At 60.8% G+C, this 13,644-nt stretch carries 12 protein-coding genes and 1 pseudogene; 7 read left to right on the forward strand and 6 right to left on the reverse strand.

Annotation, left to right across the window (positions count from 1 at the left end):
• Nucleotides 1-11 precede the first annotated feature (11 nt).
• The 6 genes from UB23_RS03920 to UB23_RS03945 all read left to right on the forward strand — a co-directional run bounded on the left by UB23_RS03920 (nt 12) and on the right by UB23_RS03945 (nt 5,896).
• Nucleotides 12-758 carry an amino acid ABC transporter permease gene (locus tag UB23_RS03920; RefSeq protein WP_045058014.1) on the forward strand — a complete coding sequence of 249 codons (747 nt, stop codon included), beginning with the start codon at nt 12-14 and terminating at the stop codon, nt 756-758.
• On the forward strand, nt 758-1,429 hold the full coding sequence (locus tag UB23_RS03925) for an amino acid ABC transporter permease (RefSeq protein WP_045058015.1): 672 nt from the start codon (nt 758-760) through the stop codon (nt 1,427-1,429). The genes UB23_RS03920 and UB23_RS03925 overlap by 1 nt, the downstream gene beginning before the upstream one ends.
• Nucleotides 1,426-2,160 carry an amino acid ABC transporter ATP-binding protein gene (locus tag UB23_RS03930; protein ID WP_045058016.1) on the forward strand — a complete coding sequence of 245 codons (735 nt, stop codon included), beginning with the start codon at nt 1,426-1,428 and terminating at the stop codon, nt 2,158-2,160. Before UB23_RS03925 ends, UB23_RS03930 begins: the two co-directional genes overlap by 4 nt.
• Nucleotides 2,161-2,331: 171 nt before the next feature.
• The gene (locus tag UB23_RS03935) at nt 2,332-4,233 is read left to right on the forward strand and encodes a sensor histidine kinase (protein WP_045058017.1); all 1,902 of its coding nucleotides are present in this window, start codon (nt 2,332-2,334) and stop codon (nt 4,231-4,233) included.
• On the forward strand, nt 4,230-5,558 hold the full coding sequence (locus UB23_RS03940; RefSeq protein ID WP_045058018.1) for a sigma-54-dependent transcriptional regulator: 1,329 nt from the start codon (nt 4,230-4,232) through the stop codon (nt 5,556-5,558). Before UB23_RS03935 ends, UB23_RS03940 begins: the two co-directional genes overlap by 4 nt.
• Nucleotides 5,559-5,566: 8 nt before the next feature.
• Nucleotides 5,567-5,896, forward strand: a complete 330-nt coding sequence (locus UB23_RS03945) for a GlpM family protein (protein WP_163019478.1) — start codon at nt 5,567-5,569, stop codon at nt 5,894-5,896.
• A 1-nt stretch (nt 5,897) separates the two neighbouring features.
• Here the strand turns inward: UB23_RS03945 and UB23_RS03950 are convergent, their stop codons facing one another.
• The 3 genes from UB23_RS03950 to metE all read right to left on the reverse strand — a co-directional run bounded on the left by UB23_RS03950 (nt 5,898) and on the right by metE (nt 10,124).
• On the reverse strand, nt 5,898-6,566 hold the full coding sequence (locus tag UB23_RS03950; RefSeq protein ID WP_045058020.1) for a DsbA family oxidoreductase: 669 nt from the start codon (nt 6,564-6,566) through the stop codon (nt 5,898-5,900).
• Between the two features lie 58 nt (nt 6,567-6,624).
• On the reverse strand, nt 6,625-7,644 hold the full coding sequence (locus UB23_RS03955) for an alpha/beta fold hydrolase (RefSeq protein ID WP_045058021.1): 1,020 nt from the start codon (nt 7,642-7,644) through the stop codon (nt 6,625-6,627).
• A gap of 167 nt (nt 7,645-7,811) precedes the next feature.
• Nucleotides 7,812-10,124, reverse strand: coding sequence for a 5-methyltetrahydropteroyltriglutamate--homocysteine S-methyltransferase (gene metE / locus UB23_RS03960; RefSeq protein ID WP_045058022.1), 2,313 nt, complete (start codon nt 10,122-10,124; stop codon nt 7,812-7,814).
• A 121-nt stretch (nt 10,125-10,245) separates the two neighbouring features.
• Here metE and metR point away from each other — a divergent pair, with 121 nt between their 5' ends.
• Nucleotides 10,246-11,163, forward strand: coding sequence for a transcriptional regulator MetR (metR, locus tag UB23_RS03965; RefSeq protein ID WP_045058023.1), 918 nt, complete (start codon nt 10,246-10,248; stop codon nt 11,161-11,163).
• Nucleotides 11,164-11,363: 200 nt separating this feature from the next.
• On the opposite strand, the pseudogene UB23_RS28235 reads toward metR, so the two are convergent.
• From UB23_RS28235 to UB23_RS03980, 3 genes and pseudogenes are all read right to left on the reverse strand, one after another.
• Nucleotides 11,364-11,546 (reverse strand): annotated as a pseudogene (locus tag UB23_RS28235) (LysE family translocator); the annotation flags it as partial.
• A 24-nt stretch (nt 11,547-11,570) separates the two neighbouring features.
• On the reverse strand, nt 11,571-11,999 hold the full coding sequence (locus UB23_RS03975) for an NUDIX hydrolase (protein WP_045058025.1): 429 nt from the start codon (nt 11,997-11,999) through the stop codon (nt 11,571-11,573).
• A 76-nt stretch (nt 12,000-12,075) separates the two neighbouring features.
• Nucleotides 12,076-13,443, reverse strand: a complete 1,368-nt coding sequence (locus UB23_RS03980) for an HD domain-containing phosphohydrolase (protein WP_045058026.1) — start codon at nt 13,441-13,443, stop codon at nt 12,076-12,078.
• Nucleotides 13,444-13,644: the final 201 nt, after the last annotated feature.

A 13,644-nucleotide genomic window follows, 5' to 3' on the forward strand; every position in this document is an offset into this window, starting at 1 on the left:
GGGAGACCCGAATGAATTACAACTGGGACTGGAGCGTGTTCTTCAAGTCCACCGGCGTGGGCAGCGAGATCTATCTCGACTGGTATCTCACCGGTCTGGGCTGGACCATCGCCATCGCCATCGTGGCATGGATCATTGCCCTGACACTGGGCTCGATCCTGGGTGTCATGCGCACCGTACCGAACCGCTTCGTATCGGGCATCGCGACCTGCTACGTCGAACTTTTCCGTAACGTGCCACTGCTGGTACAGCTGTTCATCTGGTACTTCCTGGTGCCCGACCTGCTGCCGCAGAATCTGCAGGACTGGTACAAGCAGGACCTCAACCCGACCACTTCGGCCTTCCTCAGCGTCGTGGTGTGCCTTGGCCTGTTCACTACCGCTCGCGTTTGCGAACAGGTGCGTACCGGCATCCAGGCATTGCCCCGTGGCCAGGAAGCCGCTGCTCGCGCAATGGGCTTCAAGCTGTCGCAGATCTACTGGAACGTGCTGCTGCCCCAGGCTTACCGGATCATCATTCCGCCGCTTACCTCGGAATTTCTCAACGTCTTCAAGAACACGTCCGTCGCCTCGCTGATCGGCCTGATGGAGTTGCTCGCACAGACCAAGCAGACCGCCGAGTTCTCCGCCAACCTGTTCGAAGCCTTCACCCTGGCGACACTGATCTACTTCACCTTGAACATGAGCCTGATGCTGCTGATGCGCCTGATCGAGAAGAAAGTTGCCGTGCCGGGCCTGATCTCCGTAGGGGGTAAATGATGGAATTCGACTTCTCGGGCATCATCCCGTCCCTGCCGGGCTTGTGGAACGGCATGGTCATGACCCTGCAACTGATGGCGCTGGGCGTCGTCGGCGGGATCATCCTGGGCACCATCCTTGCGTTGATGCGCCTGTCCCACAGCAAAGTGCTGTCGAACATTGCCGGTGCCTACGTCAATTACTTCCGTTCGATCCCGCTGCTGCTGGTCATCACCTGGTTCTACCTGGCGGTGCCGTTCGTGCTGCGCTGGATCACCGGCGAAGACACGCCGATCGGCGCGTTCGCCTCGTGCATCGTGGCGTTCATGATGTTTGAAGCGGCGTACTTCTGCGAAATCGTCCGGGCCGGCGTGCAGTCGATTCCCAAGGGACAAATGGGCGCGGCCCAGGCCCTGGGCATGACGTACAGCCAGATGATGCGGTTGATCATCCTGCCCCAGGCGTTCCGCAAGATGACCCCGCTGCTGCTGCAACAGAGCATCATTCTGTTTCAGGACACCTCGCTGGTCTACGCCGTCGGCCTGGTGGACTTCCTCAATGCTTCGCGCGCCAGTGGCGACATCATCGGCCGCTCCAATGAGTTCCTGATCTTCGCAGGTCTCGTGTACTTCACAATCAGCTTTGCCGCCTCGCTGCTGGTCAAGCGTCTGCAAAAAAGGTTTGCCGTATGATCTCTATCAAGAATGTCAACAAGTGGTATGGCGACTTCCAGGTACTGACTGACTGCAGCACCGAGGTCAAGAAAGGCGAAGTGATCGTGGTGTGCGGGCCTTCCGGTTCCGGCAAATCCACCCTGATCAAGTGCGTGAACGCCCTGGAACCCTTCCAGAAAGGTGACGTGGTAGTCGATGGCACATCCATCGCCGACCCCAAGACCAACCTGCCAAAACTGCGCTCGCGCGTCGGCATGGTGTTCCAGCACTTCGAACTGTTCCCACACCTGACCATCACCGAAAACCTGACCATCGCGCAGATCAAGGTGCTCGGCCGCAGCAAGGAAGAAGCTACGAAAAAGGGCCTGCAGTTGCTTGAGCGGGTCGGGTTGTCTGCCCATGCGCACAAGCATCCGGGCCAGCTTTCCGGTGGCCAGCAGCAGCGCGTGGCGATTGCCCGCGCACTGGCGATGGACCCTATCGTCATGCTGTTCGACGAACCGACCTCGGCGCTCGACCCGGAGATGGTCAACGAAGTGCTCGACGTGATGGTGCAACTGGCCCACGAAGGCATGACCATGATGTGCGTGACCCACGAAATGGGCTTTGCCCGCAAAGTGGCCGACCGCGTGATTTTCATGGACGCAGGCAAGATCATCGAAGACTGCAAGAAAGAGGAATTCTTCGGCGACATCAGCCACCGCGCCGAGCGTACGCAGCATTTCCTCAACAAGATTCTGCAGCACTAAAAGCCGCACGCCCTCCCCTGTAGGAGCGAGCTTGCTCGCGATGAACTCAATGACCTCGCGTACATCCAGAATGGACGCGCCATCGTTGACGACCATCGCGAGCAAGCTCGCTCCTACAGGGGACGATGGCGGTTTCAAGATTTGTGTTGTGGTTGACCCAAGGCATCTGTGATGAAATGCGACCCCACTCTCTATCGCGCCGCGCCGCCATCACTCGCCGTGAAACCCCGTCTGATTCGCCATCTGTTCCTGCCGCCACTGGTCATCGCCCTGATGATTGGATTGGGTTACGTCGGCTTCTGGGTCAGTGAACATTTCGGCATCCGCAGCCTCAGCGAAAACGGCCAGCGCCAGCTGGAACTGCATGCCCGCGCCGTCGAAAGCGAAATCAGCAAATACACCTACCTGCCCAGCCTGCTGGAACTTGAATCCAGCGTGTCAAAGCTGCTCGACGAGCCATCGCCGGAACACCGGCAGACGGTCAATGAATACCTCGAAGGCCTGAATCGGCGCAGCCGCAGCCGGGCCATCTATGTCATGGACACCACCGGCCGCGTCATGGCCACCAGCAACTGGCGCGATGTCGACAGTTACCTGGGCGAAGACCTGTCCTTTCGCGCCTATTTCCAGAACGCCGTGCGCGGTCAGCCGGGGCGCTTCTACGGAATTGGCAGCACCAACGGCGAACCGGGTTATTACCTGGCCCACGGCCTTGAGGAACAGGGCAAGATCATCGGCGTCGCGGTGGTCAAGGTGAGGCTGGAAGCCATGGAAGAACGCTGGCAGCGTGCTCGCCTGGAAGCCTTCGTCAGTGATGAAAACGGCATCATCATTCTGTCCAGCGATCCGGCACGACGGCTCAAGTCGGTCATCCCGTTGAGCGACGAAACCAAGGAAAAACTCGCCCGCAGCCTGCAGTATTACTGGTTCCCGCTGAATGAGCTGCAACCCCTGGCGCGGGAAAAACTGGCCGAGGGTGAGGAGAAACTGACCTTCCCCGCCAACAGCGAGGTGGAGTCCGCCCAGGAGGACATCAGCTACCTGTCGCAGACCCGCCCCTTGAGCGACACACCTTGGAATTTCACCCTGCTCACGCCCCTGCAGGACTTGCGCCGTGAAGCGATCAACCAGGGCATCCTGGTGGCTGTCGCGTTCGCCCTCGTGGCGTTCCTGCTGATTGCCTGGAACGAACGGCGCAAGGTTATCGCTACCCGCCTTGCCGCCCGGGAAGCCCTGCAGGAAGCGAACAATCAACTCGAGCGTCGGATTACCGAACGCACCAGTGACCTGCGCGCCAGCAATGAACGACTCAAGGGCCAGATCCGCGAACGGCGCCAGGCTGAAGAGACGTTGCGCAGGGCCCAGGATGAACTGGTACAGGCAGGCAAACTGGCGGCGATTGGCCAGATGTCCACCAGCATTGCTCACGAACTGAACCAGCCGCTCGCCGCCCTGCGGACCTTGTCCGGCAACACCGTGCGTTTTCTGGAACGCGGTCAGCTCGACGTCGCCAGTACCAACCTCAAGACCATCAACGAGCTGATCGATCGCATGGGCCGGATCACCGCCAGCCTGCGTTCCTTCGCCCGTCGTGGTGACGACAAGGGCCAGGCCAGCCTCGGCAAGGCGGTAGAGGCTGCGCTGCAACTGCTCGGTGCCCGTCTGGAAAGCGCGCACTTGCAGCTGCACCGCGAATTCGCCGATGTCCAGGTGCAGATCGACCAGACTCGCCTTGAGCAGATTCTGGTCAACCTGATCGGTAATGCCCTGGATGCCATGCAGGCCCAGCCCCTGCCGCAACTGTGGCTGGAGGGTGAACCCCACGATGGCAAATATCGCCTGCGGGTGCGTGACAATGGCCATGGCATCGACGCCGAGGCGCGCAAACATCTGTTCGAACCCTTCTTCACCACCAAACCCGGCGAACAGGGCCTGGGCCTCGGCCTGACCCTGTCCGCCAGCCTGGCCGCCGCCACTGGCGGGCACCTGGGTGTCGAGCACCCGGCCAATGGTGGAACCTCCTTCGTTCTCAGTTTACCGTTGGTAAGCCCCCTTCACGCCGAGCCCCTATGAACCACGAACTGAGTGTGCTGATCGTCGAAGACGACCCTCATGTGCTGCTGGGCTGCCAGCAGGCGCTGACCCTGGAAGACATTCCCTGCGAAGGCGTGGGCAGCGCCGAGGAAGCACTGGAGCGGGTCGGCGAAAACTTTGCCGGGATTGTCATCAGCGATATCCGCCTGCCTGGCATCGACGGCCTGGAACTGCTGACCCGGCTCAAGGAACGTGACCGCAGCCTGCCCGTGGTGTTGATTACCGGGCATGGCGACATTTCCATGGCGGTCGGCGCCATGCAAAAAGGCGCCTATGACTTCATGGAGAAGCCGTTCTCCCCGGAACGCCTGGTCGACGTCGCCCGTCGCGCGCTGGAGCAACGTAGCCTGGCGCGGGAAGTCTCCTCGCTACGCCGGCAATTGGCCGAGCGCGACTCGCTGGAAGGCCGGATTATCGGCCGCTCACCGGCCATGCAGAATCTGCGGGAGTTGATCGCCAACGTCGCCGACACCTCGGCCAACGTACTGATCGAAGGCGAGACCGGCACCGGCAAGGAGCTGGTCGCGCGTTGCCTGCACGATTTCAGCCGGCGCCATGCCAGGCAGTTCGTCGCGTTGAACTGCGGCGGCCTGCCGGAGAATCTGTTCGAAAGCGAGATCTTCGGTCACGAAGCCAATGCCTTTACCGGCGCGGGCAAACGGCGCATCGGCAAGATCGAACACGCCGACGGCGGCACGCTATTCCTCGATGAAGTGGAAAGCATGCCGTTACCGCTGCAAATCAAACTGCTGCGGGTTCTGCAGGAACGGACCCTGGAGCGCCTCGGTTCGAACCAGAGCGTGGCGGTGGACTGCCGGGTGATCGCCGCGACCAAATCCGACCTGGACGAATCGAGCAAAGCGGGTGAGTTCCGCAGCGACCTGTATTACCGACTCAATGTGGTCACACTGGAACTGCCACCGCTACGAGAACGCCGCGAGGATATCCTGCAACTGTTCGAGCATTTCCTGCAGCAGTCCTCCCTGCGCTTCGACCGCGCGGTGCCTGACCTGGACAACCAGACCCTGTCGAACCTGATGAGCCATGACTGGCCGGGGAATGTGCGCGAATTGCGCAACGTCGCCGAGCGCTTCGCCCTCGGCCTGCCGGCCTTCAAGAAATCCGGCGCCAGCGGCAGCAATCAGGGCCTGGCGTTCGCCGAAGCGGTCGAAGCCTTCGAGCGCAATTTGCTGGTGGATGCGTTGCAGCGCAGCGGCGGCAATCTGACCCAGGCGAGCCAGGAACTTGGAATGGCCAAGACCACGCTGTTCGACAAAGTGAAAAAATACGGGTTGAGCCACTGATGGACTTGATTCTAAAGGCGAGCCTGGGCGCGGCGGTGGTGCTGATCCTCGCCGCGCTGGCCAGGACCAAAAACTATTACATCGCCGGGCTGGTACCCCTGTTCCCGACCTTTGCCCTGATCGCGCATTACATCGTCGGCAAAGGCCGGTCGCTGGATGATCTGAAGACCACCATCGTGTTTGGCATGTGGTCGATCATCCCGTACTTCATCTACCTGGCCACGTTGTACGTGATGGTCGACAAGATGCGGCTGGAAGCCTCACTGGCGGTGGCAGCGGTGGCCTGGCTGATTGCGGCCACCGTGTTGGTCGGCGTGTGGGTGCGCTTTCAAACCTGAGCTATTGATTCACCGTGCCGCCCTTGGCTTCACTCATGATCTGCCGAATTGCACCCACGAACGTCTCCACAGGTTGTCCGCCGCTGATCGCATACTGACCGTTGAAGACCACGGTCGGTACCGAACTCACTCCGCGGGACAACCAGAGCTGTTCTTCTTCCCGAACTTCCCGGGCGAATTCGTCTGACGCCAGGATCGCCTCGGCCCGCTGCTGATCCAGCCCGACACTCGCGGCAATCCGCGCCAGTTGCTGATGATCGGACGGGTTGGCTCCATCGCTGAAATACGCCTTGAACAGCGCCTCCTTCAGGTTGAACTGCAACCCTTCCAGCCCTGCCCAATACAACAGGCGATGGGCATCGAAGGTGTTGTAGATGCGGCTGTTGCCGTCCGTGCGGAAAGCAAAACCGACCTCGGCACCGCGCTCGCGGATCATCTCGCGATTTTTCTGCGACTGCTCAGGCGTGGAGCCGTATTTCTCGGTGATGTGCTCGGTGATGTTCTGGCCTTCGGGTCCCATCTTCGGGTTCAGCTCGAATGGCTGGAACCGGATCTCGGCCTGGACCTCGTCACCCAACAGATCAAGGGCCTGGGTCAGGCCGTACAGGCCGACGACACACCAGGGGCAGGACACATCGCTGACAAAATCGATTTTCAGGGGGGTAGTCATCACTCACCTCGAAGACTGGAACGCGTCGCAAAGCCCAGACGATACACCTGTAGGGGGGTTAGAGGAGATTGGGGGCCGGCAGCGGATCGATCTGCGCCCAATGCGACGTGTCTTCGCGGTGAGCCTGCAAATAGGGCAGCACCGCCGCCAACAGCGGCGCCTTGAACGCTTCCTGGAATCGATGTGCCAGTCCCGGAATCAGCTTCAACTGACTTCCGTGAATATGCGCCGCCAGGTGCACGCCATGCATGACCGGCAGCAACGGATCAGCCGTACCGTGCACCACCAGGGTTGGCACCCGCAGTTGATTGAGCAGCGCCACCCGACTCGGTTCCGCGAGGATGGCCATGATCTGGCGTTTCACGCCTTCGGGGTTGAACGCCCGGTCATAGGATTGCGCCGCCTGTTGCAGCAACGCCTGGCGATCATCACTCACCGTCGGGCTGCCCAGCGCCGCGAGCAGATCAGCCTGTTGTTCCAGCGCTGCTTCGCGATTCGGCGCACCACGACGCGCAAGCAACTGCACCAACGCCGCACTCGGTGCCGGCAGTCCTTCGGCACCGGAACTGGTCATGATCAGGGTCAGGCTCTCGACCCGTTGCGGCGCCATCGCCGCCATGTGCTGGGCAATCATTCCGCCCATGCTCGCGCCCAGCACGTGGAACTGCTCAACGTGCAAGGCATCCATCAACCCAAACGCATCATCAGCCATGTCGGTCAGGGTGTAGGGCGCGGACACTGGCAAACCAAGTTTGTAGCGCAGCACCTCGAAGGTCAGGTTGGCGTCGACGGGTGCCTGGCGCCACGTCGAGAGACCGACATCGCGGTTGTCATAACGGATCACCCGAAAGCCTTGCTGACACAGCGCGACAACCACTTCGTCCGGCCAGTGAATCAACTGGCCGCCAAGTCCCATCACCAGCAACAGCGCCGGATCCGAAGCACGGCCAATACTCTGATAAGCCAGGCTTACCTGTGCCAGATCGGCTCGTTCAGTTGGAACATCGACATCGCAACGCGAAGCCGCCATCAACGGCAGGCCGAACAACAACGCGGCCAGTAAAAGAAATAAACGCATGAAAAAACACCGAAACGCAGAACCCCAGTAGAGCGCGAGTCTGATGAAGTTTGTTCAAGCGCGCTGCCACAGTTCCATGACAGTTTGATGAAGAGTGCCGAGCGGTCATATTCGCAACCATGCGATCGTTGATGGTCGGATCGCCGCCCGGAGCATGCGCCGCCAGGCTATGCCAATCGAGTGCGCAACTGCCGAGCCGCCGCAACCATGTTCACCAGCGCAGCTTCGGTCTCCGGCCATGCACGGGTCTTCAGTCCGCAATCGGGATTGACCCACAGGCGCTCGGCCGGAATCCGCTTGGCGGCCTTGCGCAGCAAGTTGATCATCTCGACAGTATCCGGCACTCGCGGCGAGTGGATGTCGTAGACGCCCGGGCCGATATCATTCGGGTAGTCGAACGCCTTGAAAGCCTCCAGCAATTCCATATCCGAACGTGAGGTTTCGATGGTGATTACATCGGCATCCATGGCCGCGATGGCCTGGATCACGTCGTTGAATTCGCTGTAGCACATATGGGTGTGGATCTGGGTTTCGTCACGGACACCCGAGGCGGTCAATCGGAACGCTTCCACCGCCCAGTCGAGGTACTCCTGCCATTGCGCCCGACGCATTGGCAGGCCTTCGCGGAACGCAGCCTCATCGATTTGCACGATCTTGATGCCGGCTTTTTCCAGGTCCACCACTTCGTCACGCAGTGCCAGGGCCAACTGTTGAGCCTGGACTTTGCGCGAAACATCTTCCCGTGGGAACGACCACATCAGCATGGTCACCGGCCCGGTCAGCATGCCCTTCATCACCTTCTCGGTCTGATTTTGGGCATAGGTAATCCAGTCCACCGTCATGGCCTTGGGACGGCTCAGGTCGCCATAGATGATCGCCGGTTTCACACAACGGGAGCCGTAACTCTGTACCCAGCCGAACCGGGTGAAGGCATAACCGTCGAGCTGCTCGGCGAAGTACTCGACCATGTCGTTGCGCTCGGCTTCACCATGCACCAGCACATCCAGGCCCAGGCGCTCCTGGACTTGCACGGCGTGCCGGATTTCGCTGTGCATGGCATCGGTATAGTCGTTGGCAGACAGCTTGCCCTGCTTGAATGCCTGGCGCGCCAGGCGGATCGCACCGGTCTGCGGGAACGAGCCAATGGTGGTCGTGGGAAATGCTGGCAACTGCAGGCGAGCACGCTGTTGTTCAATACGCTGGGCAAACGGTGATTGGCGCCGGCTGTCAGCGGCACTTACCGCCGCAACACGAGCCTGCACGGCAGTTTTGTGAATACGCGGCGATTCGGCACGACTGGCCTCAATGGCATTGCTTTCAGCCAGCGCCGCTCGCACCTTGGGCGCTTGTGGATCGTTAAGCGCGTCACGCAGCACGGCGATCTCGCCACACTTTTGCACGGCAAACGCCAACCAGCTTTTCAGTTCCGGATCGAGTTTGTCTTCGCGGTCCAGATCCACGGGGCTGTGCAGCAGCGAGCAGGAACTGCTGACCCACAGGTTGTCGCCAAAGCGTTCCTGGGCCGGTTGCAATTGCGCCAGCACCGATTCCAGTTCGCAGCGCCACACATTGCGCCCGTTCACCAGGCCCACGGACAGGATTTTGTAGGTCGGCAGGCGATCAAGCACCTGGCCGAGTTGATCCGGCGCACGCACGGCGTCGATGTGCAGGCCTTGCACCGGCAGGCCGACCGCCAGGCCGAGGTTGTCTTGCAGACCACTGAAGTAGGTCGCCAGGAGTTTTTTCAGCGGTGAGTACTGGAGGATGTGGTAGGCGCGTTCGAATGCGCTTTTCCACGCCTGGGGCAGGTCCAGGGTCAGAATCGGTTCGTCGATCTGTACCCATTCCACGCCTTGCGCGGCAAGGCGACTGAGGATTTCGTTGTAGACCGGCAACAGCCGTTCGAGCAGATCGAGCCGGTCGAAGTCGTCGCCCTTGGCCTTGCCCAGCCAGAGGTAGGTGAGCGGGCCGATGATCACCGGCTTGACGGTGTGGCCGAGCGCCAAGGCTTCGTCGACCTCGTCGAACAGTTGCTCCCAGCTGAGTTTGAACTGCTGATCGGCGCTGAACTCCGGGACCAGGTAGTGGTAGTTGGTGTCGAACCACTTGGTCAGTTCCTGGGCGTATTGCGCCTGGCCATGCTCACTGCCGCAGCAGCTGGCGGTGGCGCCACGGGCCATGGCGAACAGGGTATCGAGGGTCGGCAGGCCGTTCTCGTCTTTGGCGCCGTCAAAACGCTGTGGGATCACGCCGAAGGTCAGGGAATGGGTCAGCACCTGGTCATACCAGGCGAAGTCGCCTACCGGCAGCAAATCGATGCCGGCGTCTTTCTGCAGCTGCCAATGGGTGGCACGCAACTGCCGGCCGACGCTGTGCAGCGCATCCTGGTCGAGGTCGCCCTTCCAATACGATTCAAGGGCTTTTTTCAGTTCGCGGTCTGCGCCGATGCGGGGAAAACCAAGTGTGTGGGCCAACGCCATGGGGAATGCTCTCAATCAAAAGGGGACGTGAAACATGGCGCTATTGTCGACAGATAGGGCAACATGAGACAAACTCAACCTTTTCGTGTTGATCACAAGTTTTCCTCATGGAGACCCCCCGGTGCTTGAAATCCGCCACCTGAAAACCCTGCACGCCTTGCGCGAAGCTGACAGCCTGGTCGATGCGGCCGACCGCCTGCACCTGACCCAGTCGGCCCTGTCCCACCAGTTCAAAGAGCTGGAAGAACGCATGGGCATGCCGCTGTTCGTGCGCAAAACCAAGCCTGTGCGCTTCACCAGCGCGGGTTTGCGCCTGCTGCAACTGGCTGATGCGACACTGCCGCTGCTGCGTGGCGCCGAGCGCGACATTGCCCGGCTGGCTGGCGGCACGGCGGGACGCTTGCACATGGCTATCGAATGCCACAGTTGCTTCCAGTGGCTGATGCCGACCATCGACCAGTTCCGCGACGCCTGGCCGGAAGTCGAACTGGACCTGGCCTCGGGCTTTTCCTTCGCCCCGCTGCCGGCCCTGGCGCGCGGCGATCTGGACCTCGTGGTGACTTCGGACCCGCAGGAGCTGGCGGGTATCACCTATGTGCCGCTGTTCACTTACGAGGCAATGCTTGCAGTGGCCAATCAGCATCGTCTGGCGAGCAAGGCGTACATCGTGCCCGAAGACCTGATCAGCGAGACCTTGATCACCTACCCGGTGGAACGCGACCGGCTGGACATCTTTACCCGCTTCCTGGAGCCGGCGGACATCGAACCGGCGCAGGTTCGCACCTCCGAACTCACGGTGATGATGATGCAACTGGTGGCCAGCGGTCGCGGCGTATGCGGCATGCCCCATTGGGCATTGCATGAATACAGCTCACGGGGTTATGTGAAGGCCAAGCGCCTTGGCGAGAAAGGCTTGTTCGCGACGTTGTACGCGGGAATTCGTGCGGACATGCTGGATGCGCCTTACATGCGCGACTTCCTGCTGACCGCCAAGGACACCTCGTTCTCGACGCTCGATGGCGTCAGTGCCGTCCGGTAGGAGCGAGCTAGCTCGCGATGGACGCCAACGATGACGCGGGAAACCTGACACCCCTCGGCGCACTCAGGTTTTTCGCGAGCGAGCTCGCTCCTACACGGTTCGGCTGACATCGATTACGTGGAAAGCCTCACAGCCTGAGCCGTCCCTGGGCTTTTCAGGTTGCCTTACGCTGCTCCAGCATCAAGCGCACCGCCAGCGCCGCCAGCACACCCCCCATGAAATACCGCTGCACTGCCAGCCAGCCCGGGTTGTGCACGAACCACGCCAGCCTTGCGTCCCTGGCAGATGGAGCGGGAAATGAGATAGATCATGTTCGGCCCGGGCGTGAGCACCATCAGCAACGCCGCGGCGGCGAAAATCAACAGGTCGTGGAGTGGAATCATGGGCAATCCTTCGTCCGTAAAAGATCAGGCAGTCGCGATGAGCGAAGCTCGATAAAACGGCAGGATCAGGTCCCGCGTCAATGGCGCCAGCAAGACATCGCCATCGGTGGCCGGATCGATCCAGATCACCTCTTCGATCTCCGCCGCCGGCGACACGTCAGTCGCAATCGCCAGCTGAAACAGCTCTGCCTGCACGACAAAACCCGGCTCATTGGCGGCCGGGGCGCTGAACTGGCCGAGGTAGGCGGCGTGCGCAGGATCGATCAACAGCCCCAACTCTTCCTCCAACTCCCGCGCCAGCGCGTGCACCGGTTGCTCCTGGGCTTCGATCTTGCCACCGGGCTGCATGAAGGCGGTGGTACCGCGTTTACGTACCAGCAGCGTGCGCCCGTCCGGGCCGATCAGCAGCGCCGCGGCAATGTGGATGACGCGGGGGGTTGAAGTAACGGTCATGAAGGAAAACCTGCCCTGGATAAAAAACCCAAGGATACAGGTCCGCCTGTCCGTTCCCAATGGATCAGTACAACGCCTAAGCCCTCTCCTGCGCGTGCGCAACATTAGCCGGCGGCTCCTGCGGGACCTTTACAAAGATGCTGTACTTCGCCCCTTCCATGGCTTCAAAGGCGATGAGTTTCTCCACCAGTGCCCCGTTCAACACCTTGCCGGCGTTAAGCAGCAGCATGCCATTGTCAGCATTGAGGTTGCGCGCCAGGATCATGCCCGCCGCCACGTCGCGAGTAGTCAGCACCTTGACCGCAGGGTCGGCCAGCGAGACATCGCTCTGGCAGGCGGCGCAGACCTGAATGAAATCTTCCACCATCCCCGGGTCATAGAGCCGTCCCGCATAGTTGCGGATATAGAGCAGAGCTTCATCGCTGTTCATCTGCCGCTCCAGAATCAGCCCGCGTTGCAACTCGATGAAATCCACCGCCAGTTTCAGCAGCCGCGAACCGAAGGGAATGGCCTCGCCCTTGAGCCGGTCGGGAAAACCGGTGCCGTCCCAACGCTCCTGATGGTGAAGAATCAGGCGGGCCGCATCCTTCATCGGGTCGAGGGTCATCAGCAACGTCTCGCTTTGTTTCGGATAACCGCGATAACGTTCGCGGTCGTTGTGATGCAGCAAGTCCGCCGGGGCGGTCATCATGCTGTCCGTCCAGCTCAGCTTGCCAATGTTGTAGAGCGCTGCGGCCATGGTCAGGTCGCGACCGGTGCCTTCATCCACCCCATGGCGGTTGCAGTACACCCGCACCAGCTCGATGATCTGGCGATTGGTCTGCTTGGCCGGCGGCAAGCGCAAATTGGCCAGCAGTGAAAACACCTCGGTACCCGTGACGTAGCTGCGCTTGAGCTCTTCGTAGGCCAGGTCGAGCATATCGGCCGTCTGCTGCAATTCGGCAGTGCGCGCGGCCACATGCTTTTCCAGCGTGGCATTGAGTCGCTTCAGCTGCTCGTTCTGCTGATCGGTTTCCTGCACCAGGCGCAGGCGTTCGCGCTCCGAGTGCTGGTAGGCGAGTGATTGGCGCAGGGTGAGCAGCAGCTCCTCATCGTGCCAGGGCTTGCTGATGTAACGATGAATCTGCCCTTCGTTGATCGCCTTGATGATGGCCGCGGGATCGGCGTAGCCGGTAAGCATGATTCGCGTGGTATGGGGATAAAGCTGGTGGACATGCGCCAGGAACGTGGCGCCATCCATATTGGGCATGCGGGCATCGCTCATCACCAGGTCGATGGGCTGCAGCGCCATGATCTCCAGCGCCTGGGCACCACCGGTTGCCAGCAGCACGTCGTAGGGTTGACCGCGCAGCAGGCGGCGCAGGCTATTGAGAATCGACTCCTCATCATCAACCAGCAGCACTTTGGGCTTTTGACTCAAAGTGGTGGGGGGTTGCTCTTCCATGATGTCACCTCGGATAACACTGCTGCATCGCCGGGTCCGGGCGGGGTGGACAGCGCCTGAAAGCGGAGTCTGGCCTACAGGCTAGATGAAATTGAGCGCCTTCCGGCAAATGATTTCATTTTGCCAGCGCGAAGCACTGGCCAGAGGTCTATGCTCAGGTGACTCGGATCCTTTATCTGTACGTTCGGCCAGGTGATCAGG

The organism is Pseudomonas sp. ES3-33 (genome assembly GCF_000952175.1).
Classification (GTDB): Bacteria; Pseudomonadota; Gammaproteobacteria; order Pseudomonadales; family Pseudomonadaceae; genus Aquipseudomonas; species Aquipseudomonas gregormendelii.

Coding starts and splice junctions, on each gene's coding strand:
- UB23_RS03925 (WP_045058015.1), top strand. CDS start 758: ATGGAATTCGACTTCTCGGGCATCATCCCGTCCCTGCCGGGCTTGTGG.
- UB23_RS03935 (WP_045058017.1), top strand. CDS start 2,332: ATGAAATGCGACCCCACTCTCTATCGCGCCGCGCCGCCATCACTCGCC.
- UB23_RS03980 (WP_045058026.1), bottom strand. CDS start 13,443: ATGGAAGAGCAACCCCCCACCACTTTGAGTCAAAAGCCCAAAGTGCTG.
- UB23_RS03940 (WP_045058018.1), top strand. CDS start 4,230: ATGAACCACGAACTGAGTGTGCTGATCGTCGAAGACGACCCTCATGTG.
- UB23_RS03920 (WP_045058014.1), top strand. CDS start 12: ATGAATTACAACTGGGACTGGAGCGTGTTCTTCAAGTCCACCGGCGTG.
- UB23_RS03975 (WP_045058025.1), bottom strand. CDS start 11,999: ATGACCGTTACTTCAACCCCCCGCGTCATCCACATTGCCGCGGCGCTG.
- UB23_RS03950 (WP_045058020.1), bottom strand. CDS start 6,566: ATGACTACCCCCCTGAAAATCGATTTTGTCAGCGATGTGTCCTGCCCC.
- UB23_RS03955 (WP_045058021.1), bottom strand. CDS start 7,644: ATGCGTTTATTTCTTTTACTGGCCGCGTTGTTGTTCGGCCTGCCGTTG.
- metE (WP_045058022.1), bottom strand. CDS start 10,124: ATGGCGTTGGCCCACACACTTGGTTTTCCCCGCATCGGCGCAGACCGC.
- UB23_RS03930 (WP_045058016.1), top strand. CDS start 1,426: ATGATCTCTATCAAGAATGTCAACAAGTGGTATGGCGACTTCCAGGTA.